Here is a 23,394-nt window from a genome sequence, read left to right on the forward strand (position 1 = left end):
CCCTCTTGGTAAGTTGTTGTGGCCGGCGGGCCGGAAATTGGCAGAGTGCCGGCAGGAGAATGTGTGCGGGGGAGTTTAACACACACCATATACAGCCTATGAACTAGCGTACTGTGAGGGGGGAACCCTTGAAATTCTGATTGAGAGCACACACATATAGACCCTGAATTTTTGAAAGCAAAAAAGGGAAGCTCCATGCCCAAGCACTTTGAACAAGCTCCCGGTTTGTACGAAGAACCGGTTCCGGAAACGGAAGGCTATGTATTTAACCAGACCATGTTGCGCATCAAAGACCCAGAGCGTTCTATGGATTTTTACACGCGGGTGTTGGGAATGCGGCTGGTACGCAAGCTGGATTTCCCTGAAATGAAGTTTACGCTTTACTTTCTGGCCTACCTTGATGACCGGCAAGCCGGATATGTGCCATCAGACGATGCTTACCGAACCACCTATACGTTCGGGCGGGAGGCCATGTTGGAATTGACCCATAACTGGGGCACCGAAAACGACAATGATTTTGCCTACCATAATGGCAACGATGAGCCCCAGGGCTTCGGTCATATCGGTATCGCCGTGCCAGATGTATACGCGGCCGCAGAGCGTTTCGAAAACCTTGGCGTTGAGTTCGTCAAGAAGCCTGATGACGGCAAGATGAAAGGGCTGGCGTTTATCAAAGATCCGGATGGCTACTGGATCGAAATCCTGCAGCCCAATATGCTGGAAAAACAGCGCAAGGATAGCTGATCAGTTGGATGACCCGGTGTCGCTTTTCGTTGCGGCACCGGGTTTCCCGCCATAGCGCGAGGCCACAACCACTGCGGCGGTGAGGATAAATGCGCCCGCAATCCCGACCGACCCCAGAATCTCTTCCAGAAAGATCCACGCAAGCAAGGCAACAAACAAGGGTTCCAGCGTAACGATGATGCTGGAAAGTGTGGCAGGTGTGGTTTTCATGCCGGCAAAAAAGCTCACATACCCTATGCAAGTGGGCACAATCCCGATAACTGCCACCATCAGCCAATGCCGCAGTGTCAGCTCTTCCAGCCCCTCAAAGCCACCCGTGAATACTACCACCGGCAGCAGAATGAGCGCGGCTGTAAAAAAACATATGAAGGCTGTGGTAAACACGGGCGTGCCGGTTGAACTGTAACGGCTTGTGAGTGTGAAACCGGTGTATACGAATGCAGCCAGAAGCGCCATGAGTATGCCCGCGAGACGCAGGGTGCCGCTGGTATCCATATCGCTGATAACCAGCATGGAGGTGCCGGCAACTGCGGTAATCAACGCCATTATGGTGATCAGGCTTGGCTTTTCCCCCAGTAACGGAGCCGCTAGTAGTGCCACCAACACCGGGGGCAGGCACAAGGCGATCAGTGTGGCGATACCGGCGCCCGTAAGATCCACGGCCAGCAGATAGCTGCCCTGATAGATGGCCTGAAACAAGCCGAGTGCGGCAAGGGGCGCGAGGGACTTTAGCCCCAGTTGCCGCAACGAGCTGCCCGGCGCCTGTGTATCTGCATTGGTCCTTTGCAATCGAAGCTGCTCTCTGCGCATCAGAATCCAGAAAAACGGCAGGGCCACCGCAAGCCTGAGAAACGCCAGCGTAGTGGCTGGCAAGTCGGTCTCGGTAAACAGAAACTTTGCAACGATTCCCGTGGTCGCCCAGAGCAGCGCGGCCAGGGCTATTAGCAGGGCACCTCGAATCATTCTATAACCAGTATGATCAGCTCTTTGGGACCGTGAACACCGTAAGCCAGAGTTTGTTCAATGTCGGCGGTTTTCGATGGCCCGGAGACTAGCAGAGCGTTTGTTGGCATGCCAGACGCCCAGTTTTGGGCAAGCATGGCCTCATGGAAGCTCGTATAGAGTTCCGAAGCCTCCAGAATGGCAATATGTATAGGCGGAACCAGGCTCATCAGGCGGGGCTCGTCGGGTGTTGGCCACAGGATCAAAGACCCCGTTTCGGCAATCCCGCCCCGGGTGGAGGTGATGCTGGCATCGACTTCGTTGAAAAGGTGAGATTGCCAGCTGTCGATGGGTTCGTTATAGATCAGCAACTCCGGTAGGCCGTCCTGTTGCGACTCGCGCAATGCCCGGCCAACCTCGTGTTTGGCCGGAATAAGCAAGCTGCTGGCCCCGCGAGAGGAAAGAATGTCGGCAAGCTGGGTAATCCAGGAGTCTCGCGTGCACCTGTGCACTTCCCCGTGTACGGATTCAATGGTGCTCTGGAATTGGTCAATCCGCTCGGCTACTGACGACGCCGGTCGCTGCAATACTGAAAAGTCGCGCTCGGGCACGACCAGGTCGCCGCCGCTGCGGTTTCGCAAGCGTTGTAAAATGATGTCCCGGGAGCTCATTGACCGCGCTCCTTCATTCGTTCATGGAGGGTTTTGGCGGCCAGCTTTGGCGCTGTCCGGTATTTTGTCCAGCTGCCAAGCTGGCCGGGCTGCAGTTTGCGCAATCGTGTGGCCACTGCCGTGCCAAAACGATAGGCGCCCGGCCGGGCATGCATCCAGCTCCAGCCTTTCCAGACCATGGCTTCCAGAGTGCTGCGTTTCGCACCATGGCCGGGTACTTTGGCGGGGTTCAGCTTGTCGCCATCCACGGACTCCTGGCGCAGGCGCACCAGCAAATCCGGTATCGGGATCTTAACCGGGCACACTTCACCACAGGCACCGCACAGGCTTGAGGCCGTAGGCAGATGTTGGCCTTCATCCAGGCCGATCAGGTGCGGCATCAGAATCTTGCCAATAGGGCCGGGGTAGGTGGTGCCATAGGTGTGGCCGCCCACGCGGGTATACACCGGGCAGTGGTTCATGCAGGCGCCGCAGCGAATGCAGCGCAGGGTATCCAGTAGCTGATCATCCTGATAGATAGACGAGCGGCCATTATCCACCAGTACGAGGTGGACTTCTTCAGGACCGTCCAGCTCATCTGGCTTGCGCGGGCCGGAGATCATGTTGAAGTAGGTGGTAATGTGCTGGCCGGTGGCAGACCGGGTTAGCAGGGCGAGAAGCGGCACCACATCTTCCAGATTGCCCACAACCTTTTCTATGCCGGTAACGGCAATGTGGCAGGGCGGAACGGTAGTGGTCATGCGGCCATTGCCCTCATTCTCTACCAGGCAAAGAGTGCCGGTTTCCGCCACTGCGAAGTTAACGCCAGACACACCGACATCGGCATTCATAAACTTTTCACGCAACTGCTGGCGGGCGCTGGCAGTGAGATATTCCACATCGTCTGAGCGGTCGGTACCGGTTTTGTTATGCATCAACTCGGAAATTTCACCGGTATTCTTGTGAATCGCGGGCATGATGATATGAGAAGGCGTCTCATCGGCGAGTTGGACTATGTATTCTCCCAGGTCCGACTCCAGCGCTTCAATACCGCGTTCTTCAAGGTAATGGTTCAGCTCCATTTCCTCAGAGACCATGGACTTGCCTTTGATCACCGTTTTGGCGTTTCTTGCCACACAGATGTTCCGCACAATTCGGCAGGCTTCGTCGCCATCAATGGCCCAGTGGACTTTGATGCCGTTTTCGGTGAGCTTTGTTTCAAGTTGCTCAAGCAAATCTGGCAGGTTGGCCAGTGCTCGCAGGCGGATGTTTGCGCCCAAATCTCTCAGAGCGTCCAGATCCATGCCCTGAAAGGCGTCCTTGCGCTTGCTGATCAACCCATCCATCGCTCTGCGGAAGTTCTGGCGTATTTTGGGATCGGCAATCGCTGCCCGGGCACGGGGGTGAAATTCCTTTACATCAATGTGGTGTGGATGTTCTGAGGGAGGGTGGCTCATGATGTGCCCTCATCACCGGAATGTGTGCGCTCCCAGAGAAAGCTTAGAATGTGTTGGCCAACCAGCGGCTTTCGGTTCTTCTCTGCATACCCGGCAATGTTCATCAGGCAGCCGCAATCCGTTGTCACAAACTCACCTGCACCGGTGTCGACGAGAGCGTCTACCTTCTCGCTAACCATGGCTCCGGAGATTTCCGGATGGCGCACGGCAAAGGTGCCGCCAAAGCCGCAGCATTCCTCTGCACGAACCTGCTCAACCAGCTTTACGTTGTTGAGTTGCCCGATCAACTGAGGACCAACCTCTGCAATACCCATTTCCCGGCGAGCCGAGCAGGAGGTGTGCATAGCAAGGGTTGTGGGCTTGCCCAGATCCTCCAGTTTTATGTGGCAAACATTCAGGAGGAAATCCGTTAGCTCCCAGGTTCGGGCTGCAATGCTGGTCGCCCTGGCTTCATGATCTGTATGTTTGAAGAGGTCTGGATAATGTTTGCGCATCATCCCGCCACAGGAGCCCGAAGGCACAACGATGGGCCAGTCCTCCGGGAACAGGCCAAGTTGGGCCTTAGCCACGGCGCGGGCTTCATCATGATAGCCAGAGGTATAAGCGGGTTGACCGCAACAGGTTTGATCTTCCGGAAAGCAAACCGTAATACCTTCCCGTTCAAGCAGCTGAATGCCTGCCATGCCGGCATCGGGGTAGAACATGTCTATCAGGCAGGTCGCGTAAAAATAAACGTTGGAGGGTTTTGGTGGATAAACCTTAATGGGGTCTGCCATAGGGTGCCACTCAAGCTGATTAGCGTTCTTGTTCAGTAATCATAGAGTGGTGATTGGCCAGGTGCCAGGCTACTTTTGTGGGAGGAGGTGTGCGGTCGCGAATGGAGAGGAGAGAACGGCGGCTTTCAGCCGCCGCCAGGTAAGCTATTGTGCAATAAGTCCAGCCGCTTACTTTACAGTTAAACGCTCAGCGTTCTTTTCAACGGTACGAGCGCCAATGCCTTTCACGTTGGACAGATCCTCTGGCGCTTTAAAAGGGCCATTGGCGTCGCGATAAGCGACGATGGCTTCGGCCTTGCTTGCGCCAATGCCGTCGAGGTTCGCCAGGGTTGCTGCGTCTGCGCTGTTGATATTAATTGCTGGTTGTTCCGCATAGGCAAATCCTGTTGCCAGGCTGAATAGCAGAACCAGAGCGGCGAAAAATGATGTGTGCTTCATGTGAGTGACTCCTGAGGCTAAGGTGCGTCTTTATGGTTATGAGTCAGGGCGCAATACAGCAGGAGCAGGTTTTGTGGCTTTATGGAGTGAGGGCTGAATGCGAAGAGAGGTAGCAGAATACGTGTGAAAGACAGTGCACGGACAAGGACCACATTCCATGTGATCCTCTGTTCCGTGGCTGACCCCCGCCTGTTCCCTCAGGCTGCGCTCTTCCTGAGCGCTTCATCCCTGGTCGTCCTTGAAAAGCCCAAATCCTTCGGGCAGTACCAATTCCTTTTGACAGCTCCAGTTCCATGGAGCATTCATCCCTGTGCCACCGGTCCTTGCTGGCTTGTCATCCCTGACACTGCTTATTCTAGCGGGCGTGTATTTGTGAACCACGGGATATTGGCTCGTTGGTTTGTGAGACATCTCCTACAAGCTGCGTAGGCCCGAGCCATATCGATCAAAGCGATATGTTATAGCGAGTGCCCAAGCAGCCCCAGAACGCCGAGTGTGATCAGGTAACCGGCCACTATGTAGTTGAGTAAACGGGGAAATACCAGAACGCCAATGCCTGCACCCAAACTGATGAGCGGGGCGAGTTCCAGATGAATAGTCATAACTGTCCTCTGTGATTTTCTAGAAAATGAAATGATTCCGCCGGCGGCGATCAGGGCGGAACCTCTTGGCGAGTGTGTCCGTATTGGCCCAAAATGCAGATAGACGTGTGAAATATGTAATTCAGGCTAACACATTTTCCCCATCAACCTTTTTGGAGTAAACAGCAATGTCTGAAAGAACCATCTGGATAACCGGCGCATCCTCCGGTATTGGCGAGGCGTTGGCAGCCCGATTCGCGCAAGAAGGGGCTAATCTTGTGTTTTCTGCACGCCGCGAAAGTGAGTTGGCTCGAGTCGCTGAGCGTTGCCGCAACAAAGGTTTGAGTGCAGATCAGGTTCTGGTTCTGCCTCTGGATGTTACAGACTGGGATGCCTTGCCAGGCGCAGTACAAACCGTGCTCGACAAGTTTGGCCAAGTTGACCTGTTGATCAACAACGCTGGCGTGTCCCAGCGTTCACTGTGTGTGGATACGGACATGTCGGTTTACCGCCAGTTGATGGAAGTGGATGTGATGGGACAGATTGCCCTTACCAAAGCGGTATTGCCCCACATGCTTGCGCGAGGTGCCGGCCATATTGCCGTGACAGCCAGTGTGGCCGGTAAGGTCGGCGCGCCTCTGCGCACCGGTTATTGTGCAGCCAAGCACGCGGTTATGGGCTTCTTTGACTCCCTACGAACAGAAGTTGAAGATCAGGGGATTCATGTGTCTACAATTGTTCCCGGTTTTATTCGAACGGACATCGCCCGTAATGCCCTTGCCGGTGACGGTAAGACTTCAGGCCAGGACGATGACGACATAATCAACGGTATGGATGTGAACGACTGTGCTGCCGTTGTCGTTAAAGGCTTGAATGAGAAAAAGCGTGAGATCCCCGTGGGAAAGGGCAAGGAAATGGCTGCTCTTTGGGTCAAGCGGCTGTCACCGGAACTGTTGTTCCGCCTGGCCAAGGGAACCAAATAAGCGACCCAGTCTGTTGCACGGCTTTAGAACAGTCCCAATTGGGGCTGTTTTTCATTGAAGCGCAGGGGTTCTATTCCACCCGCTCGTGCGCCTAAAAGCTCGGTCCATAATTCTGTCAGGCCCAGCGCATCGCCAATATCCGGCATGTGCAGGAAAAACCAGGGGCGCCGATCTTCCTCAATCCATGTGGCCACCCGTTCAACCCAGGGGGCCAGAAAACGACGATTGGCTTCCTGATTCGGGTGGCCAATGTAGCGGATTACCGGAGCTGCATCGCCGGGGAGTAAATGCACTGGTACTCGAGGCTTCTTGCGCTGGGCTTCTATGGTGATGTCGTTATCCGGCACGGCTGCGAACAGTGCTCGGGTATCCATACATACGCGGGCAATGTTGCGTTCACGAAGACCTCGATTCAGTGCTTTTTCCGCTTCGCCCTTGCTGAAAAAAGCGCTGTGACGAACCTCTACTGTGCAGGTGAGCGGTGCTGGCAGGGCATCAATAAACTGCCACAGATTATGCAGGTGCCCTGGGCTAAAGGCGGCGGGAAGCTGCAGCAAAAACGGGCCAAGCACATCGTTCAGCGGCGCGATAATGTTCAGGAAATCCCGCATGTCGGCGTCTACACCAGACAGTAATCGGTCGTGGGTGATGGTGCGGGGAAATTTGAGCAGAAAGCGAAAACCGTCTGAGACCTGCGAGCGCCATTGCAGGCACTGTTCCTGGCTTGGCGTCGCATAAAAGGTTGTATTGCCCTCAACACAATTGAACACTTGGCTGTAACGGCCCAGAGGGCTTTCGCTTGGAGGCAGCAGGCTGTTCCACGCGGGGTGTTGCCATTGAGGTAAGCCGAGAAAGTAGGGAAGCGCCATTGTCAGTTATCAGTGGTTCCGGATGTCAGGGCGGTGAGCTTGCGCTATAGCTTACCGTATCCGGAATGACGATGCCGCCTGCCGCTGAGGATTGATACCAAATGGCTCAAGGCATGGAACAGCGCCATCAAGAGGGGAGCCAGCAGCCATAGTAGCCAGCTGCCGATGTAAAGCGCCGGGATCAGCAGTAGCAGCCAGCCGATAAACTGAACGGCGGCCACAGGGTAGCCAAGTACTTCTGCAATACCTGCAAACAGGTCGTTGATAATACTGGGGTGGGTTATTACGAGGTAACCGGCGCCAATAACCAGAGGCCACTTGGCGTAGCGGGCACTGCGCAGAACCATTTTGCCACTGCGGCTGACCCGAGCCGCCAGTGCCGCAGTGCGGGTACCTCGGCTTGCCCCCTTGGTGGTGACAGCTGCCGCTCGCCCAACTCGGAGCACTTTTACGGCGCTGACAAAGATCAAAGCATCAACAGAGGCCCAACCAATATCACCTGCGGTGATCTCGTTACCGGAGCGGTAGTTCTTCTCCAAATCACGGATGCCGCTGGCGAAAAACTGGTTTAGCCCTTCCAGCACCCGTTCCGTACCAATCCATTGGGTTGTGCCTTGGTCATCCACAACAAACTGGCCGAGAAAATCGTGCCCCTCGCTTTTTATGAAATTAACCGCGTACCAGCCCCGTTCTTTTGGTGAGAGATTGTTGCCTTCGGTTGCGGGTTGCTTTGCTGTTGATGATGGCTCCGGGGTACCGGTAAAGAACCGCTTGACGGCCTGGTACTGACGAGACGCTTTGTTCATCCATTCAATGGTGCTGATGGGCTGGCCTGCAAACAGCTGAATGGGAGGAAGGATGTCCTCGCCATAGCGCTTCAGGATACTCCGGAACTTTGGCTCGGCAGAGTAAAGCGGAAACAACTCCCTGGCCATGTCGGGATAGCGCATGAACGCCGCCTTGGCCTTCAACAGCAGGAGAGGGTCATCGGCCATATCCAGCAGTATCGCCTGGATTTCAACCGGCTCTTGTTCAATGCCGGGAAAGTCGCCCAGCACGTCGTTGGCATGAATGTTAATCAGCTTCTGCTCAATGGGCACCGGTTTGGCGATCGTGCTGAAAACCGCCGCCATCAGCACGGCCATTGCACAAATCAGGAGGAGCTTTTTCAAATGGTCACCCGCGAATTTCTATTATTCATACCCGCCAGTTTAGCGCGAACTGAGTGAGTTGGAGTTGTTCCATTTCTGCTATCGTTATCAGAATGCGGCCACGAAGGCGCCAACTCCGGGTTCTATGTAAATGACCAGAATGAAATCGTTTGTACTACCGGTGCTCGCGCTGATGATATTGTCTGCCAGCTTCTGGTACAGCACCGGCTGGCTGCAGCTGTGTGCGGGCCTGGCATTGTTTCTGTTTGGTATGCAGTGCCTTGAAGAGGGCCTGAAAGAGCTGGCCGGTAGCCGGCTGGAACAGCTTTTGGAGCGCAGCACCGCCACCCCTTTCAAAGGGCTGATGTTTGGTGTGGGCGGCACCATGATTCTGCAATCCACCACCCTGATGTCCCTGTTAACCATTGCGTTTATCAGCACCGGGTTGATTCACCTGGCAGGCGGTATCTCCATTTTGCTGGGTATCAATCTCGGCACCAGCGGTGGTATCTGGCTGCTTGCGGCGGCGGGCCAGAATCTCAGCCTGAGCCCGCTGGCGTTGCCGTTGCTGGTGTTTGGTGTTCTCGCAGGCTTTAGCTCGCCAAAAGGTAAGGCGTTTGGCCGCATTGTGCTCGGGATTGCCTTTATCTTCCTGGGAATTGACCAGATCAAAGGCGGGTTCACCGAGTTTGGTGGGGCAATTGATTTTACCGGATCCGTGGACAGCAGTTTTATCGTTCAGCTCAGCTTTGTTGCTGCTGGCCTGGCGTTAACAGCGGTTCTTCAGTCCAGCCATGCCACACTGATGCTGGTGCTGGCAGCTTTGGCCGGAGGCCAGATAGAGCTATGGCAAGGGGTTGCCGTCGCAATTGGCGGCAACATTGGCAGTAGCGTAACCACCGCTATTGTCGGGTGGCTCGGCGGTAATCGCAGTGGTCAGCGGCTGGCCTTGGTGCATGTGTTGTTCAATACTCTCACCGGTGTAGTAGCGCTTCTGCTGCTATCTCCGCTCACATGGCTCTCCCAGGCTACTATGGCCATGTTTGGCGCAGGTGATAACTCACTGCTGCAACTGGCTATGTTTCAGACGCTGTTCAATGCCATTGGCGTACTGCTGTTCTGGCCCTGGCAGAAACAGCTGGAACGCAGTTTGCGCCGAATATTGCCGGATCGTGCAGAGCCCGTTGTGTTGATTACGGATGCAGCCACCGGGCCGCGCAATCTTATAGAGCAACGGGCGTTACCAGAGAGCCACGCCCGTTACCTGAGCGAAGCAGCATTGGCTTCGGTTGATACGGCCTCCCGGGCGGTTGTTCAGGAGCTGCAACACCTTGGTCGGCTGAGTCTTGAGGTCATCTGTCATGCACTGTTTCAGCCGGTTGAACAGCTGATCGCGAGAGAGGTGGATGAAGCGCGCCTGAACGCCAGGCCAGATGATTCCGAAGGGCTGGATACGGAAGACCTGTATCGGCGCCATATTAAAGTGGTCTATTCCGAGTTGCTGGGTTTTATGAGCCGGCTGGATACCACGAAAGACGAGGAACACCAGCAATTCTGGATGACCTGCCAAATGGCGGCGTTGCAACTGGTGGATGCGGTGAAAGATGCAAAAGCGCTGCAAAAGAATCTTGGCCGATATTTGCGCGATGATCGCTCGCCAGCCCACGAGCACTACATGGAACTACGCCGGCATCTGCTTTGGGTATTACGGCAAGTGCGCGAGGTCAGCAGCCTGGAAGTGCCGGATGACGTGTGGCGCAACCGCCTGGACTGGGTGGACAGTGAGGCGGCAAAATTTGATTCCGGCTTCCGCCACCGAATCTTCAGCGATGTGCGCAAAGGCCAACTTAATAACCTGCAAGCCAGCTCCTTGATGCATGACCTGGGTTATTCCGTTCGCATAACGCAAAGCTTCCGGAATGTGCTGCAGTTGGGGCTGGCGGATGGGGATGAACTACTGCGGGAAGTGCGCAGACTGGGGAGTGATGATGATTTGCCACTTATCCGGATGTGAGCCGCTATCGCGTGGGATTTCACATTGCTTTGAGGGTATAATCCTGCGCGCAGTTTGAGCGCCCCAGGACAGGGGCGTTGCATCCCAAATCTCAACGTTTAAAAAGGAAGATACCGTTGAAGACTCTGAACATTATCAAATACGTTTTTGCATTTATTGGTGCTTGCATGTTGGCTGGCGCCTTTGCCTCATACAGCAGCACAGCTTCATTTCTGGAGCGCTCTGAGACCGCACAAGGCACCGTTGTTGAGCTGATACGCTCCCGCTCCAGTGATTCGAATAGCTACTACCCAGTGGTCCAGTTCACTGCCCGCAACGGCCGCGAAATTGAGTTCCAATCCAGCACAGGCTCTTACCCCGCGCCATATGATAGGGGCGAGCAGGTAACCGTACTTTATGAGTCCACTAACCCGGAAGACGCGGTGATCGACAGTTTCTTCTCGCTGTGGGGTGTGGTGTTAATTGTTGGCATTTTGGGTTCCGCTTTTGGGCTGGTTGGTGGAGGGATGATGTCTTATGGCTTGCTAAAGGGCCGTTCAAAAGCCTATCTCCAGAAAAACGGTGTCCAGATTCACGCGTCGCTTCAAGGGGTAGAGCAAAACACTAGCTTGACCGTAAATGGCCGCAATCCGTTCAGGATTGTCTGCCAGTGGCAGCACCCGCAGACTCGTGAACTTCATGTTTTTCGTAGTGATAACCTTTGGTTTGATCCGACTGATCACGTTAACCAGGAGAAAGTTCCTGTGTTGGTGGATGAGGGGAATTTGAAGAGGTATTGGGTGGATACTTCGTTTTTGCCTAAGTTGGCGGGTTAGGTAAAGTGCTTACATCAGTTGACTGATTTCCGCCTCCTCTGGAACAAGAGAGGGCGTATCTGGCTTGCGCCCCTTGAGCATATTTGCCAAGCGGCGCTCGCGCACTTTGTGCGCAGTGGGATCTAACTTCAACACTTTTAGCGGCACTGGATCACCTTCTTGGAGCTTGTCAAAAGTTTCCAGTTTGTTCATATAATAAGCGCCACTGTATTTCTGCCCATTAAACTGAAATTCAAACTCAACCAGCAGGTTGCACAGGTACTGACCCTCTCCCAGCGGTCGGTTGTTATTGTCGTACTCCTGGTGAAACTGACAGCCAGCTGTTTTCCGAGTCAATACGCCATCGACTTCTACGCCGTGTTTGCGCAGCAAAGCTTGTTCGTAGTAATAGCTGATGCTTGAGTAGGTAGCGATGAACGAGTATACGGAAAAGAATCCACCTATCAGTGCAAAGAAGCCTCCGAACACCATTGCGCCCCATTGGCCAAAGCCCAGGTAGAAAACACCTCCTCCCACAACTGCACAAATCAGGCCTATACCCAGCATCAAAAAGAAGATATCACGATTGTCTTTTATTGCTGTCCACAGAAGTGAGCGGTCAGTCGCGGCTTTTGTGTTCATCTTGCACTCAATTGTAAGTTCATGGGTTGGCTGGAGACCGAATTGCGATGAAAAACAGCCACCTTTAAAGATTGGGACGATACTCGAAGTTGCTTGCGGCTTTGGAATCCGTAAACACCCGTACGGGTGGTTCCTTATTCAGTATCGAGTTCACAAGGTTGTTGGGGAAGTTTTGAATGTAACTGTTGAAAATCTGGACATTACTATTGAACAATCTCAGCGCTGCGCCGATTTGCTCCTGTTGTTCGCTGATTTCTTGCATCATGTTTCTGACCAGACCTTCCGATTTCAGATCAGGATAGGCTTCAACAGTCAAATTGACAGACTTCATGATTTCGTTGGTGAGCGCTTCAGATTGGTTGAGGCGATCGGTGTTCGGTGCCTCCTCCTCCAGTCCGTTTAAATGCTCTCTGAGTTGAGTGATTTGTGTGAGCAGCCCCTTTTCAAACTCAGAGTATTCACTCACTGCTTTCTCTAGTGCGGGCAGTATCTTCATTTTCTGACGCTCTTGAACGAGCACGCTTGCCCAGGCGCTTTGAACCGCATTTTTTCGATTAACAATGCCGTTATAAACAGGCACCGCCAATACAACCAAACCGGCTAAAGCCAACAACAAAAGTTCCATTTATCTACTCCCTCTAGGTCGACACTGAAGACGAGATGTCTTCATTCACTACGAAATTTGAGTCGTGATATTTTACAAGTTCATGAGCTAGCTTTAGCAGGGCATCCAGGCGCTGCATTGGTCTTTCCATTTGCAGAAGTCTTTGCAAGGCCTCTGAACTTTTTGCAGGATCCAACCGTTCATTGCTGTAGTCCGGCAATTCGATTTCAGTAACTTTTCCGCTTGAAGTGGAAAGGTAAAGCAGGTTGTCCTTGCTTACCTCTACAACCAGACCTTCAACAGCCCGCGACGCTCTTGATATTGCGTCTACGGTCGCTGGGTTCAGAAATCGAGCAAGATCGGCTTCATTGCTACCGTTGCACGAAAATGATCTCCGGAACTCGTATGAGGCAGGCTCATATTCTTTTAGATAGAGCGTGCTGCGACCCGTGGACGATATCCGTAAACCAGAGGCGTAGGGGAAGTCGAGCAGGATTCCGCTACGCCAGGAGTCACTATCTTTTTTCTTGGCCCGCAATTTTGGCTTAATCCTGAAAGGAAAGAACTGAATGTCAGCAGAGAGCGCCATTTGTTGCGACGGTTGGGAGGTGTTTTTTGCGATGTCGGCACACTCGAAGTGGCACGTAGTGTATGAGAACTCAACGTCTGTGCCGTGATGGCGAGCTTGCATCGTGTTCCAAATACGCCGGGCAGAGCTGTGTTTGTCTCTCTCTATCTCTTCCAGTTGGGCGGCTCTGGCCTTGATAGGCTCGGGTTTTACCGGCACCAGTCCATAGGCGAGCTGGACAGAGCGCTCTACCAGTTGGCCACACAAGATACCAACTCTGGCGCGAAGTCGAATGGCGTCCAATACAAAGGCAATTGCCGCCCCCGTACCGACGAGGAAAATGAGTGAACTGTCAAAAAGCGCAGCGCCGAAATAAGTCAAGACGAACACACCAACACCCAGCGCTATTTGCTTCCCGAAGCTATAACGCAGCACAATTTTATTATTAGCAAGATGCGCGCCCAACTCATCGATTTCGGCTTTTGTTTGGGCTGCCATGCCCACTTCATTTAACGTATCCAGAACGCCAGTCAGCTTTTTGCGGGTAAGCACGGGGTACATCCATCCTTGGTGATTTTTCAGGGCAGTGATTGCCGCCATAAGGCTAACTAGCGCTCAATCAAGCCTCACTTTTTGTAATCCTGTTTGTCAGCTAGCGGATACCAACTCAGCTGGAGAACCAGTCCCGTTGAATACGTCCGTCTTTGAAACGGTACATGGAAAGCCCAAGCCGAAGATCCTGGCCGCGCGCATCTTTGACGAACCCGGTGTCTTTTCCGAGAGAGTGCAGGAAAGCGTCAGTCAAAACCATCGCGCCATCGATGAACCACCAGATGCCAAGGCCACCAATCGTAAGGCCCTTGGCGATACCGGATTTCCACTTGCCGAGGTAGAAGCGGTCAACGCCGAAGATTCCGAGGAACATAGCGAGAACCAGGGTTATCAGGCGGTTCTTTTGTTTGGGGTGGCTGGTGTTTGACGTGGGCATGTTTTCCTCCTTGAAAACTTGATTTATAGAATTGATTAGTGCAGACCCATGTAAGGGCACGCGATTAAGCCTCGAAGGCTCCCGAGCAAAAGCTGAAGAATTTAATTAACGCCTTCATCTGCGCAGGCTAATCAATCGGTCAATACAAATTACTTTGGCAGAACTCTGCGCATTCGCTCATGAAGCTCATCCAGCTCTTTTTGCTTCTGCTTCATATAGCTATCCTCTATGTCGATCAATCGCGTGGTTGGGCCGTTCGGATCCAAGCGCTCTTGTACAACCTCCGGCCAATGGCGCTTGCTTCTCAGTCTATTGATTCGTTGGACGCACTCCATTCCAAGTGCCATAGGAAAAAAGAAATAGGAATCTACCCAGTAAAAAAAAGCGCCGCCAGAGATGCCTTTGCCCTCTTGCCTTTCCCGGCTCAGGAGCTTTCTGCCTTGGCGCAGTTGGTCGAGAAATGAAACTCCGCCAGATCTTAAGCTTTTCTCTATAAATGGAGTTTTGGATTTGGTTTTCTTACCTGTTTCATCAAACCAGGGGCCGATGGTCATGAAACACCTTAAATACTCCCAAATGCCCACCAAGCTGGGAAGGCGCTTGCCCGCAGGCACGCCAGAAAGATTTACTGCAATTCGATTTTCAGGGTCACCAAATTTTTGCAGAATGATTTCCAGATTGCCGTGGACGATTGAACCGGAATACTGATTAACCATTTTATATTCATAGGCCACGGCTTCAATGCCGTCCCAGGTGGCATGATAGAGCTGACCCTTCATATCGTAATATATTTCTTGTGTCCGTCGATTAAAGATGATTGGCAAGTATGGTGGACGGCTTACTTCCCAAATCATGGGGGCTAGTACCATCAAAAAAGAAAGCAACATTAAAACCCAATCAAAGCCAGGTGACTTTCCGAACAAGCCGTCGAGTAGGAAGAGTATTAATCCAGCTCCACCAAGGAAAAAGCCTACACCGGTTAGGGTACCTTTACTGTCAGAGCTTGCCGTTCGTAAAGAAAGTGACATCGCATCCTGCGATTCTATAAGCCCGGGCTGAGATGGCAGGTAGCCACTACTGGTTTTGCCATTCAGTAGCAACGAGTTTGAAGAATCCCCAAACTTATCTACTATCCTGTTAAACAGTTTATTCGTGCTTTCAATCACCAAATATCAACCTTTACTGGGGGCATTTCAAGACCAGGTTGGGGGCTATATATCAACTCTCCTTCGAGCCCGAAGATCTGGTCATCGTCATGATAAATTTTTCTGTAGGTCGCCGTAGCGGTGGCGTTGTGAACCCTTGTCCCCTCGTGGAGTGAGAAATCTGCACCCGACCAGACAACCGGGGTTCGTTTTGGCTGCAGTATCCGCTCCCTTTCATTAGCATCAAACACCTTACGCAATTGCTGCTCAACCCATGCCAAGGATCGGTATGTGGCATCATTCCTTAACTCATGTCCGGAAAATTGAATCATTCCGGGGTCTAGTTTTTTCTGTCCTTTTAGTTCCAGAATCACCCAGCAGTCCTGAACGTGGGTTCCCGTTCGTGGGTTTAATCTCGGAACCCTTTCTAGACTGAGTTTAAGGGGAAAAACAGCGGTGTATAGTCGCTCCATTTCATCTTTATAATTGCCTGCCCAGTCCGCCGGCGTAATGCCAAACCGAGTGTTTGCCAACCAGCGCTCGAGAGGGGTGTTTTCGATGTAATTCCTAGCGACCAATCCACCAATTAATGACGCTGTTAGGCCGACCGATAATGCCGTGAACCAGCCTCCCAATCTGGAGAGGCCACGCACAGCTGAGGCTGTTTCCAACCCTAATGCAACAGCTCTCGCTTCTCGATAAGCCCTAAATGCCCTTACACCGAGTGCTAACTGACCCGACGATATGCCCATTAGGCCAACCTCAAGGGCGGCGGTGTCAAAATCTCCGGCCTGGTAGGATTCGATCGCCTGCAAGCCGAAGACTACAATATCAAGTGCAGCAGTCATTGCGGTTGCAACTGCCGCAATAGAGCCTAATTTGTGGCTATATGCCTCTGGATTATCTAACGGGGATACGCCCTGCTTCCAGTTGAGCTCTGCAATTCTATGGCGCACTGACGAAAACGCGGCTGCAAAACCCGTAATGCTACCTGCAGCTCGCGCGCGATCTTCAGCATCACGAGTAGGAGAATTGAAGTAATTAAAGGTTGCAGACGCCATGTTTATGCCAGTCAAGACGACCAACACCGAACGCAAAGGAGTCTTTTCTAGCGCATCAATTAAAGTATAGGGATTGCCCCGAAAAAACTTTGATGCATTGGCAGCAGTCGCCCGGATGACAGGTACTTTAGGTGCTTCAGCATTTAATTTTTGGTGCGGCAAGTTGCCATTAGCTCTGCCTTTTGCAGCTTCGCTCAACCACTGATTGGACTGCACACTGCTAACATTTTCTACAGCCAACGTCTGGCCGGTTCTCGCGAAACCCGATATCAAAAAGCCCTTACCCAAAATCGAAAGTCCTCTGGGGAAACTGTTCAGCCCTGCTGATGCGGCGGGTGAAATTGCAGTATAGAGTGATCGCGATGGAGGGTGCGGCGCTCTGGATACCAAGCCTGATATCTTGGAGTTAATGGCTGCAACAACAGCAGTTGCTGTTTTAGAGAGGTCTTCAACTGAGTCGTTCGCCGTATCCCCAATTTCAATGAGCTTCTCAATCTCACCGAGAGATAACCGCTCTCTTACTCCTAGCAGTGCCTGCCATAGCCACAGAGCACCCGCTCCCTTGATATCAGCCAGCCTGCCAATTGCCCCCGCCCCCTTGCTGAAATACGAAGGACCTAGCAAAACCAGCCCGAATTTTTCTTGCAGTATTGTGTGGTGTTCTTCTTTAGCCAGATCCAGACTTTCACACGAACTCGCCAGTGTTTCAGGGCCGTTGGCGCATTCCAGGGATGCCATCCACGGGATCCAGGCGTCGAGCAGTCCTGCAACAACTTTTTCGAAATGGGATTGAGACTCGTCTGATTCTCGCCATGCTCTTTGCAATTTAGGCAGCTCAACGAGTTCCGGGAGTTTTGCTTCCAGTTGCCTGTCGGTTTCGTAAAGGTCTTTAATCGTCTTTGCCAGACTCCATTTCCCGCCATATCTTGCGCGCAAACGTTCCTGGTTGTCGTGAGCCAAGCGAACCAGGGCCGCTAGATCTTCTGTGACTCCCCAGGGATCATCTACAATGCCTACGGTGCGCTGGTCGAATCTTCTGGTTGCACGCTCCAATACGGGCCAGTGTGGAATTGTCGGCGCCAGTCCTGACCAGTCGAAATCATCGATAGAGGCGACTTCAGGCAAGTCATAAAAAACTTGTTCATCAAGCAACACGCTTTGAGGTGTTTGCCTTGGAACAACTGTTCTCATAAAATTACTGCGTTGATCGGGTTCACTCACGATCATGTTGAAATGTGCGGTAGACCACTGATGCTCACTCCAGGCAATATCAGCAGGTTCTCCTGAGGGGAGCGATAAAAACGCAGCTTCACTACCATTAACAACAGCACCGCCTCGGGCAGTCTCCTTAAAAGCAGAGTCAACTACCGAATACTCTATTAACCGATTCTCGTAATCGCTCCATACGTATAACCATCCGTCTCTTAAAAAACGAGGGACCAAGCCAAGGTGTCGATCCTGTAAGCCAGTATATCGCTCCAGGTTTGGAAATTGATTCGGCAGGTTGGGTAACTCCAATCCTGCTAGCAAGTCGCCATCGTAATTCAGTGGGCCAATCGCGTATCGAAGTGGCAGGAATGCTGTCATTAGCGGACAGGTCGCGCAATATGTCATAACACTTCCCTGTGTTTCGTATCGGTTGAAGACTCCAGAGTCGATATCAAATCTGAGCTAAAGTTGAAGTTAGGCGCCACTTTGGATGACAGGAGCGAGCCCATGCTGTGATCAATCTCATCTTGGACAAGCAGTGGGTTGTATTGAATAATCGAAGTGTCCGGAGCACGGAAAAAAATACTGTCCACATGAGCCCAAAAACGCACTGGCAAGCGATGCCCCGCTGCAGCCAATCTCGAGACCACTTTGGCATCTCCAAGCCTTAGCCAAACATTCCGACCGTCAGGCATTACCACTTGTACTCTAGCCCTCATAAACCCAATGAAATCAGACTCTCCAAGAGACGTGTGCCAAAGTGATGCCCTGTTCACTATTGGGTGGTTATTCTCCCACAGCTCTTTAAGAGCGTTGCTTGAACCTATGTCAGCAATCATCGGGCCAAGCTCGGAAACGCCGTCGTAAACCCCATCTTTTAGTACCATCATCGGGCACACGTCGAGGCCTGCCTCGTACCAACTCCGCAGACCATACTTCGCACATGCGCCATCAAACAGCAAAAACATCTGTCTGTTTGACTGTGATGGGGTCAAACTATCGCCAGGCGTTGATGATTGGAGCATCATGAAAGACTTTCCTTGCCCGACTTCACAGAGCAGACCTCTGAGAAAGTCGTTTCCTGCTGTGCTGCATGCCTGAAGCTCGATGCTTGTTTCACATCGGACTCAATCGGTCTCAGTTGGTCGAGATCGAGGGTTTGAAGTTCACCGCTTTGCCTCGTGCCGGCTTCGGCAAGCTTTGACGGGGGCTGAGTCGTAGATGCATCTGGCATCATGTCAGTTGGCAACAACGGCCCCTTAGCCCCAACTCCACTCCCACTCCCCGGCCCACCCCCGGAATTCATCCTCACCAATGGCCCCGAAATCGTCACGCCACTGGGATCCACCTTCACAAAACTCCCACCGGCTTTCAGCGTCACTTCCGCCCCAGCTTCGATAACAATCTTCATGCCCGCTTTGTGATGAATCTCATTCCCGGCTTCCACAAGCTGGGATTTGCCGAGCTTGCTGTGGTGGCTGCCGTTAACGGTGAGGCTGTAGTCGCCACCGATCTTTTCCCGGTGTTCGCCGTCTACGGTTGAGTGGTGGTTGGCTTTTACCTGGCTGAAGCGGTCGTTCTCGACCGTCAGGTGGCTGTCATTTTTGATGACTTCGGTGCGGTTGTTTTCGGTGAGCAGGTCCAGGTCTTTTTGTGCGTGGACGTAGATCTGTTCTTTATCTGCTTCGTCTTCAAACCGCAGCTCGTTGCTGCCTTCACCCTTGTGGGTTTGGGTTTTCAGGGTGGTGCGGGTTTTATGCTCGGGCAGCGGGTAGGGCGGTGTATTGGTGGCGTGGTGTGTTCTCCCCGTGATGATGGGTTGATCCGGGTCGCCATCGAGGAAGGACACAATCACTTCGTGGCCGATTCTTGGTAGCGCCATGAACCCATACTGTCCGCCGGCCCAGCCCTGGCTTACGCGCAGCCAGGCGCTGCTGTGTTCATCATTCTCAGAGTAGCGATCCCAGGGGAAGCGCGCCTTTACCCGGCCGTATTCATCGCAGTGGATTTCTTCGCCTTCGGGGCCGGTGACTATGGCGATCTGCGGGCCGTCCATTAGTGGGCGGTGGGCGCACAATGGCCGCCAGGTTTTGCTGGAGGGAACCGCGCTGAACAGGTTGTGGTAGGTGGTCGGGCCTCTACCGCCTTCTTCAGCTAATGCTTGGGGTTGTTTTCCAGTGTGTGTGACGGCGGTAAGCAGCCAGTCGCGGTTCAGTCGGGCGCTGTCGTGGTTGGAGAGCTCCACTTTGGCACCGCAGGTGAAGTCCGGGCGATTACTTTCACCATTGGCGGTGTTGGTGTCTTTTCTGAGGGCGTCCAGCCTGGCTTCGGTAAAGGGCTGACCGCTGGCGTCGGCTTTGAATCGCCCCGGGTAATCGAAGTGCTGATAATCCTGCCGTTGGTTCTCAGCGGAAGCCGCGCTTTCGTGCATCAGGCCATAGGCCGGGTTTTTGAAGGTGTAGTCTTTGGTGACTACCGAGGCGGCACGAACCCGCTCTTCGTAGCGGAAGCGGAACACGGAGGGTTGTTTGGTGCTGCCGCCGGCTTTAGCGTTGTACTCAACAGGTTCGAGCCTTGGCGCGTCGCCGTGGTGGTCCGCCAGAATCAGGCCGGGCTGTTCGCTGCCGTCTAAGCTGCCATGCTGATAGCGGTAGTGCCAGCCTTCTTCGGCGGCCAGGCGTTCTATAAAGGCCAGGTCGCTTTCCCGGTGCTGTACACAGTATTCCCGTTCTTGGGGCGTGCGTTTGAGGTCAAATACCGAATCTACAATGCCTCGCTCTTCCAGCAGGGTGCGCACGATGGTGTCTGTGGTTTGGGTCTGAAAGATGCGGCTGTTGTGCATCAGCCCCAGGCGCCATAAGGGCGGCTGAATGACCAATTCGTAGCAGGTGCGGCGGTGGCCAGTGTCGCCCCGGGCAAACTCGTTCACCACACCGGTGAAGCGACGTAGCGGCATGCCGTCTTGCCAAACCACCAAATCTACGGATTGCTCCAGAATGTCCGAAGCCTGAAGGTCGGAGTCGGTGCTTGCCAATATCAGGCGGCCATGAAAAAGCTCCGATAGCCCTTCGGTAAGCGCAAAGCTGACGACAGAAAAAACATCTGTGGGAAGTTCACCAACACGCGCGGTGAACTGCAATCCGTTTGCCTGGGGCATATCTTCAGTCCTTGAAGGTATGTTGATCTTGGGATAAATCTGAGCGGGAAGGTATCAGGGCTGGGGTGAAAAATCCAGCGACTGGCCGGCGGTGTGTAACCTTTCTATCTCTGTTGCATCTATACAAGTACAAGCCAGATTTGGCGCAACATGCAATGGAGAATACTCATGTATAAGCAACTCACTCTTACCCTTGGCCTTCTGGCCGCATCAGTTGCCTTTGCACACGATCAAGGCGCGGTAGAGGAAATGCCCCCTGCGAGCCCATACGTGCAAGTGAGCGATGTTCTTCCCCTTCCCGCTTTCATTCCCGGATTGGGCACACTGTTTGTTAATCCGGACACGCTTCCTGCCGGCCCGTTCCTGGGTTACGACCATGACGGCAAGTTATCGGCAACCATATACATGACCCCACTGGAGGAGCTGGAAAACGGCGTATCTTATGATGATCTGGGAATAGGGGCGCATAAGGTTACCTCCGTCGATATTTACTATAACGCCGGGCACCCAGGTGTTGAGGTTCCCCATGCCCACGTAGTGCTGTTCCATGATGAAGCCGCAAAAGGGAGGCTGGCAAAATGACACTCACACGGCGTGAACTGCTGATCGGGGCGAGCGGCGCCTTGTTAGCTGTCAACATGCCGGTGCTCGCATCCGGTCAGCCTTCAGTGCTGATCGAGATGCGAGGAACAGCTCGCGGTGAACGGGTCTGGTTTGACCCGTTTGGCGTGGCTGTTAAGCCGGGAACCCGTGTGAGGTTTGTAAACAGAGATAGTGGCAACGCCCACACAGTGACAGCCTACCATCCGGAGGTATTTGGCCGAGTGCGTCGTATTCCGGAGAAGGCAGCCCCTTTCAATAGCGGCTATCTGCTGCCGGAAGATACCTTCGAGCTACTATTAACCTCACCGGGTGTCTATGATTTTTACTGCATACCCCATGAACAGGCCGGAATGGTGGGACGGGTGGTGGTTGGAGATCCCGATGAGAATGGCTGGGATGATTCCGCCGTCCGCGCCGGTGGTGTCACCAAAAGCTTAGAGGCTGCATTTCCCTCAGTCGAAAGCATACTGACGTCAGGCAGCATCCGTGCCCCGGAGTTAAAATGAAACTGACAGCTGAACTATCAAGTCGCGAGGGTGTGGGTTCTGATACGTCAGAACCCGAGCTGGTCGAGTTGGCGCGCAAAGGCCATGAAGCCGCCATTCGGGAAATTATCAGGCGCATGAATCCAAGGTTGTTCAGAATTGCTCGAGGAATTGTTGATAACGATGCGATCGCAGAAGAGGTTGTCCAGGAGGCGTACCTTGTAGCGTTCACGCGAATTGATGAATTCCGGGGTGACTCCAAGCTTGCTACCTGGATCACCCGTATAACCTTGAACGCGGCTAAAATGAGGCTGCGAAAAATACGGCCAGCGCAGGAATACGATTCCATCAATGAGTCCCGGAACGCGGATATATCGGTGGTTGCCTTCCCCGGGGTTCAAATACCAGGCCCGGAAGCAGAGCAGGGGCGGGCACAATTTCGCCTTTTGATTGAGGCTGCTGTAACTGAGCTGCCAAGTACTTTGCGAGTGCCCTTTATTTTAAGGGAGGCAGAAGGTATGTCTGTAGCGGCTATTGCTGAAGATTTGGGAATCAGCGTGATTACGGTTAAAACAAGGTTGTTCAGGGCGCGTCGGCAGCTGCGCAGCGTTATGGAGGAGAAGATCAAAGGCGGTTTTGATTCGATATTTCCATTCGATGGCCTGCGGTGTGCTGGCATGGCTGATTCGGTTGTTGAAATTCTTATCGAAGCTTCGGATCCCCCGAGAGACGGTTGATTTGCTTATTGCGCTTCTTGTTTCACGCACACAAAGATCGCATTCCCCGATGACATGTCCCAAGGTGTGATCTTTTCGTAGTCGTGTTCAAGAATGTGTACGTCGAACCAGGGTTTTAGAAGGGCAGTCAGCTCGTCAAAACTCACGGCCACCATAGGGTGTTCGTCGTCCCAAGATTGAGTGAGGCCGTCGGTCGTTTTCGAAATGTTGAGCTTGAGCCCCTGCTTCTCTCCTTCGCCAGAGTAATGCCACGCGGAGCTGAAGGTGAACAGGCTATCACCCTGAGTGACGGTATGCCGCTCAAATAGTCTGTTATCAATTTTGTCCTTATCGACGGAGTTGAAGCAGAACACGCCACCGGGTTTTAAAGCTCTGTGTGCACTGGCAATGCACTGCTTCAGCTTTTCGATGTCTCCGCTGTAGTGGATGGAGTACAAGAAGCAGGTGATCAAATCGAGCGGCTCGTCCACCTGGAAGTCGCACATGTCCCCTAATGAAAATTGAGCCTCCGGGCACCGGGCCTTCGCTTGTTCCAGCATGGGCTGGTTTATGTCCAGACCACTACACTGATACCCGAAGTCGATAAAGTGGCGCACGTGGGGGCCGGTACCGCAGGCCAGATCCAGATGGGTGTTGCCCTCATTGCCAAATAGCTGGTGCAATCTGTGCACGCCGTTGCTTTGGGCATGGTAGTTGATGTCTGCACACATCAGGTCGTAGTAGGCGGACAAATCGGTATACAGGTAATTGGAGGGCATGGCGGCCTGACGGTATTTGAAGCTATAAGCGGGAGCAT

General features: G+C 53.1%; 24 protein-coding genes. 7 read left to right on the forward strand and 17 right to left on the reverse strand.

Annotated elements, in window-relative coordinates:
• The first annotated feature begins 195 nt into the window (after window positions 1-195).
• Complete coding sequence (gloA, locus tag CDH47_RS03560) at window positions 196-744, forward strand: lactoylglutathione lyase (RefSeq protein WP_100638432.1); 549 nt, start codon at window positions 196-198, stop codon at window positions 742-744.
• On the opposite strand, the gene CDH47_RS03565 is transcribed toward gloA, so the two are convergent.
• The 6 genes from CDH47_RS03565 to CDH47_RS03590 all read right to left on the reverse strand — a co-directional run bounded on the left by CDH47_RS03565 (window position 745) and on the right by CDH47_RS03590 (window position 5,609).
• A complete protein-coding gene (locus CDH47_RS03565) occupies window positions 745-1,707 on the reverse strand; it encodes a DMT family transporter (protein ID WP_100638433.1) in 963 nt (320 codons plus the stop codon).
• Window positions 1,704-2,357, reverse strand: a complete 654-nt coding sequence (locus CDH47_RS03570; protein ID WP_100638434.1) for a LutC/YkgG family protein — start codon at window positions 2,355-2,357, stop codon at window positions 1,704-1,706. The genes CDH47_RS03565 and CDH47_RS03570 overlap by 4 nt, the downstream gene beginning before the upstream one ends.
• Window positions 2,354-3,793: a LutB/LldF family L-lactate oxidation iron-sulfur protein gene (locus CDH47_RS03575; protein ID WP_100638435.1), complete on the reverse strand. Its 1,440-nt coding sequence runs from the start codon at window positions 3,791-3,793 to the stop codon at window positions 2,354-2,356. Before CDH47_RS03575 ends, CDH47_RS03570 begins: the two co-directional genes overlap by 4 nt.
• Entirely contained in the window at window positions 3,790-4,569 is a 780-nt protein-coding gene (locus CDH47_RS03580) for a (Fe-S)-binding protein (RefSeq protein WP_100638436.1), read from the reverse strand. Before CDH47_RS03580 ends, CDH47_RS03575 begins: the two co-directional genes overlap by 4 nt.
• A gap of 168 nt (window positions 4,570-4,737) precedes the next feature.
• Entirely contained in the window at window positions 4,738-5,007 is a 270-nt protein-coding gene (locus CDH47_RS03585) for a ComEA family DNA-binding protein (RefSeq protein ID WP_100638437.1), read from the reverse strand.
• A gap of 458 nt (window positions 5,008-5,465) precedes the next feature.
• A complete protein-coding gene (locus tag CDH47_RS03590) occupies window positions 5,466-5,609 on the reverse strand; it encodes a DUF3096 domain-containing protein (protein ID WP_100638438.1) in 144 nt (47 codons plus the stop codon).
• 167 nt (window positions 5,610-5,776) lie between these two features.
• On the opposite strand from CDH47_RS03590, the gene CDH47_RS03595 reads away from it, so the two are divergent.
• Window positions 5,777-6,571, forward strand: a complete 795-nt coding sequence (locus CDH47_RS03595) for an SDR family oxidoreductase (RefSeq protein ID WP_100638439.1) — start codon at window positions 5,777-5,779, stop codon at window positions 6,569-6,571.
• A 23-nt stretch (window positions 6,572-6,594) separates the two neighbouring features.
• On the opposite strand, the gene CDH47_RS03600 is transcribed toward CDH47_RS03595, so the two are convergent.
• Together CDH47_RS03600 and CDH47_RS03605 are read right to left on the reverse strand one after the other, a co-directional pair.
• On the reverse strand, window positions 6,595-7,440 hold the full coding sequence (locus tag CDH47_RS03600) for a DUF72 domain-containing protein (RefSeq protein WP_100638440.1): 846 nt from the start codon (window positions 7,438-7,440) through the stop codon (window positions 6,595-6,597).
• A 44-nt stretch (window positions 7,441-7,484) separates the two neighbouring features.
• Entirely contained in the window at window positions 7,485-8,612 is a 1,128-nt protein-coding gene (locus tag CDH47_RS03605; RefSeq protein WP_100638441.1) for a hypothetical protein, read from the reverse strand.
• Between the two features lie 139 nt (window positions 8,613-8,751).
• Here CDH47_RS03605 and CDH47_RS03610 point away from each other — a divergent pair, with 139 nt between their 5' ends.
• Entirely contained in the window at window positions 8,752-10,605 is a 1,854-nt protein-coding gene (locus CDH47_RS03610) for a Na/Pi symporter (protein ID WP_100638442.1), read from the forward strand.
• A gap of 116 nt (window positions 10,606-10,721) precedes the next feature.
• Entirely contained in the window at window positions 10,722-11,420 is a 699-nt protein-coding gene (locus CDH47_RS03615) for a DUF3592 domain-containing protein (RefSeq protein WP_100638443.1), read from the forward strand.
• Window positions 11,421-11,429: 9 nt separating this feature from the next.
• Here CDH47_RS03615 and CDH47_RS03620 read toward each other — a convergent pair whose 3' ends face one another.
• The 8 genes from CDH47_RS03620 to CDH47_RS03655 form a co-directional block, all read right to left on the reverse strand.
• Window positions 11,430-12,041, reverse strand: coding sequence for a DUF3592 domain-containing protein (locus tag CDH47_RS03620; protein ID WP_100638444.1), 612 nt, complete (start codon window positions 12,039-12,041; stop codon window positions 11,430-11,432).
• Between the two features lie 64 nt (window positions 12,042-12,105).
• Window positions 12,106-12,666 carry a LemA family protein gene (locus tag CDH47_RS03625; RefSeq protein WP_100638445.1) on the reverse strand — a complete coding sequence of 187 codons (561 nt, stop codon included), beginning with the start codon at window positions 12,664-12,666 and terminating at the stop codon, window positions 12,106-12,108.
• Between the two features lie 13 nt (window positions 12,667-12,679).
• Window positions 12,680-13,711, reverse strand: coding sequence for a hypothetical protein (locus tag CDH47_RS03630; protein WP_153045460.1), 1,032 nt, complete (start codon window positions 13,709-13,711; stop codon window positions 12,680-12,682).
• Window positions 13,712-13,880: 169 nt separating this feature from the next.
• A complete protein-coding gene (locus CDH47_RS03635) occupies window positions 13,881-14,201 on the reverse strand; it encodes a TM2 domain-containing protein (protein WP_100638447.1) in 321 nt (106 codons plus the stop codon).
• Window positions 14,202-14,350: 149 nt separating this feature from the next.
• On the reverse strand, window positions 14,351-15,367 hold the full coding sequence (locus CDH47_RS03640; protein ID WP_100638448.1) for a DUF6708 domain-containing protein: 1,017 nt from the start codon (window positions 15,365-15,367) through the stop codon (window positions 14,351-14,353).
• Complete coding sequence (locus CDH47_RS03645; RefSeq protein ID WP_153045461.1) at window positions 15,364-17,994, reverse strand: toxin VasX; 2,631 nt, start codon at window positions 17,992-17,994, stop codon at window positions 15,364-15,366. The genes CDH47_RS03640 and CDH47_RS03645 overlap by 4 nt, the downstream gene beginning before the upstream one ends.
• Window positions 17,995-18,017: 23 nt before the next feature.
• Window positions 18,018-18,644, reverse strand: coding sequence for a DUF4123 domain-containing protein (locus CDH47_RS03650; protein WP_100638450.1), 627 nt, complete (start codon window positions 18,642-18,644; stop codon window positions 18,018-18,020).
• Window positions 18,641-20,773, reverse strand: coding sequence for a type VI secretion system Vgr family protein (locus CDH47_RS03655; protein ID WP_100638451.1), 2,133 nt, complete (start codon window positions 20,771-20,773; stop codon window positions 18,641-18,643). The genes CDH47_RS03650 and CDH47_RS03655 overlap by 4 nt, the downstream gene beginning before the upstream one ends.
• 168 nt (window positions 20,774-20,941) lie before the next feature.
• Here CDH47_RS03655 and CDH47_RS03660 point away from each other — a divergent pair, with 168 nt between their 5' ends.
• Genes CDH47_RS03660 through CDH47_RS03670 form a run of 3 tightly spaced genes read left to right on the forward strand, consistent with a single transcriptional unit; the run spans window position 20,942 to window position 22,598 of the window.
• Window positions 20,942-21,355 carry a hypothetical protein gene (locus tag CDH47_RS03660; protein ID WP_100638452.1) on the forward strand — a complete coding sequence of 138 codons (414 nt, stop codon included), beginning with the start codon at window positions 20,942-20,944 and terminating at the stop codon, window positions 21,353-21,355.
• A complete protein-coding gene (locus CDH47_RS03665) occupies window positions 21,352-21,882 on the forward strand; it encodes a plastocyanin/azurin family copper-binding protein (RefSeq protein WP_100638453.1) in 531 nt (176 codons plus the stop codon). The genes CDH47_RS03660 and CDH47_RS03665 overlap by 4 nt, the downstream gene beginning before the upstream one ends.
• Window positions 21,879-22,598 carry an RNA polymerase sigma factor gene (locus CDH47_RS03670; protein WP_100638454.1) on the forward strand — a complete coding sequence of 240 codons (720 nt, stop codon included), beginning with the start codon at window positions 21,879-21,881 and terminating at the stop codon, window positions 22,596-22,598. The genes CDH47_RS03665 and CDH47_RS03670 overlap by 4 nt, the downstream gene beginning before the upstream one ends.
• Before the next feature lie 5 nt (window positions 22,599-22,603).
• Here the strand turns inward: CDH47_RS03670 and CDH47_RS03675 are convergent, their stop codons facing one another.
• The gene (locus CDH47_RS03675) at window positions 22,604-23,356 is read right to left on the reverse strand and encodes a class I SAM-dependent DNA methyltransferase (protein WP_100638455.1); all 753 of its coding nucleotides are present in this window, start codon (window positions 23,354-23,356) and stop codon (window positions 22,604-22,606) included.
• Window positions 23,357-23,394 lie beyond the last annotated feature (38 nt).

This window comes from Marinobacter salexigens (genome assembly GCF_002806945.1).
Classification (GTDB): domain Bacteria; phylum Pseudomonadota; class Gammaproteobacteria; order Pseudomonadales; family Oleiphilaceae; genus Marinobacter; species Marinobacter salexigens.

Bases quoted from the DNA above. Each gene is read 5' to 3' on its own strand.
- CDH47_RS03670 (WP_100638454.1), top strand. From the start codon at position 21,879: ATGAAACTGACAGCTGAACTATCAAGTCGCGAGGGTGTGGGTTCTGAT.
- CDH47_RS03620 (WP_100638444.1), bottom strand. From the start codon at position 12,041: ATGAACACAAAAGCCGCGACTGACCGCTCACTTCTGTGGACAGCAATA.
- CDH47_RS03565 (WP_100638433.1), bottom strand. From the start codon at position 1,707: ATGATTCGAGGTGCCCTGCTAATAGCCCTGGCCGCGCTGCTCTGGGCG.
- CDH47_RS03595 (WP_100638439.1), top strand. From the start codon at position 5,777: ATGTCTGAAAGAACCATCTGGATAACCGGCGCATCCTCCGGTATTGGC.
- CDH47_RS03585 (WP_100638437.1), bottom strand. From the start codon at position 5,007: ATGAAGCACACATCATTTTTCGCCGCTCTGGTTCTGCTATTCAGCCTG.
- CDH47_RS03625 (WP_100638445.1), bottom strand. From the start codon at position 12,666: ATGGAACTTTTGTTGTTGGCTTTAGCCGGTTTGGTTGTATTGGCGGTG.
- CDH47_RS03635 (WP_100638447.1), bottom strand. From the start codon at position 14,201: ATGCCCACGTCAAACACCAGCCACCCCAAACAAAAGAACCGCCTGATA.
- CDH47_RS03575 (WP_100638435.1), bottom strand. From the start codon at position 3,793: ATGAGCCACCCTCCCTCAGAACATCCACACCACATTGATGTAAAGGAA.
- CDH47_RS03610 (WP_100638442.1), top strand. From the start codon at position 8,752: ATGAAATCGTTTGTACTACCGGTGCTCGCGCTGATGATATTGTCTGCC.
- CDH47_RS03645 (WP_153045461.1), bottom strand. From the start codon at position 17,994: ATGACAGCATTCCTGCCACTTCGATACGCGATTGGCCCACTGAATTAC.
- CDH47_RS03655 (WP_100638451.1), bottom strand. From the start codon at position 20,773: ATGCCCCAGGCAAACGGATTGCAGTTCACCGCGCGTGTTGGTGAACTT.
- gloA (WP_100638432.1), top strand. From the start codon at position 196: ATGCCCAAGCACTTTGAACAAGCTCCCGGTTTGTACGAAGAACCGGTT.
- CDH47_RS03660 (WP_100638452.1), top strand. From the start codon at position 20,942: ATGTATAAGCAACTCACTCTTACCCTTGGCCTTCTGGCCGCATCAGTT.
- CDH47_RS03580 (WP_100638436.1), bottom strand. From the start codon at position 4,569: ATGGCAGACCCCATTAAGGTTTATCCACCAAAACCCTCCAACGTTTAT.
- CDH47_RS03630 (WP_153045460.1), bottom strand. From the start codon at position 13,711: ATGGCAGCCCAAACAAAAGCCGAAATCGATGAGTTGGGCGCGCATCTT.
- CDH47_RS03590 (WP_100638438.1), bottom strand. From the start codon at position 5,609: ATGACTATTCATCTGGAACTCGCCCCGCTCATCAGTTTGGGTGCAGGC.
- CDH47_RS03570 (WP_100638434.1), bottom strand. From the start codon at position 2,357: ATGAGCTCCCGGGACATCATTTTACAACGCTTGCGAAACCGCAGCGGC.
- CDH47_RS03600 (WP_100638440.1), bottom strand. From the start codon at position 7,440: ATGGCGCTTCCCTACTTTCTCGGCTTACCTCAATGGCAACACCCCGCG.
- CDH47_RS03675 (WP_100638455.1), bottom strand. From the start codon at position 23,356: ATGCCCTCCAATTACCTGTATACCGATTTGTCCGCCTACTACGACCTG.
- CDH47_RS03650 (WP_100638450.1), bottom strand. From the start codon at position 18,644: ATGATGCTCCAATCATCAACGCCTGGCGATAGTTTGACCCCATCACAG.
- CDH47_RS03665 (WP_100638453.1), top strand. From the start codon at position 21,352: ATGACACTCACACGGCGTGAACTGCTGATCGGGGCGAGCGGCGCCTTG.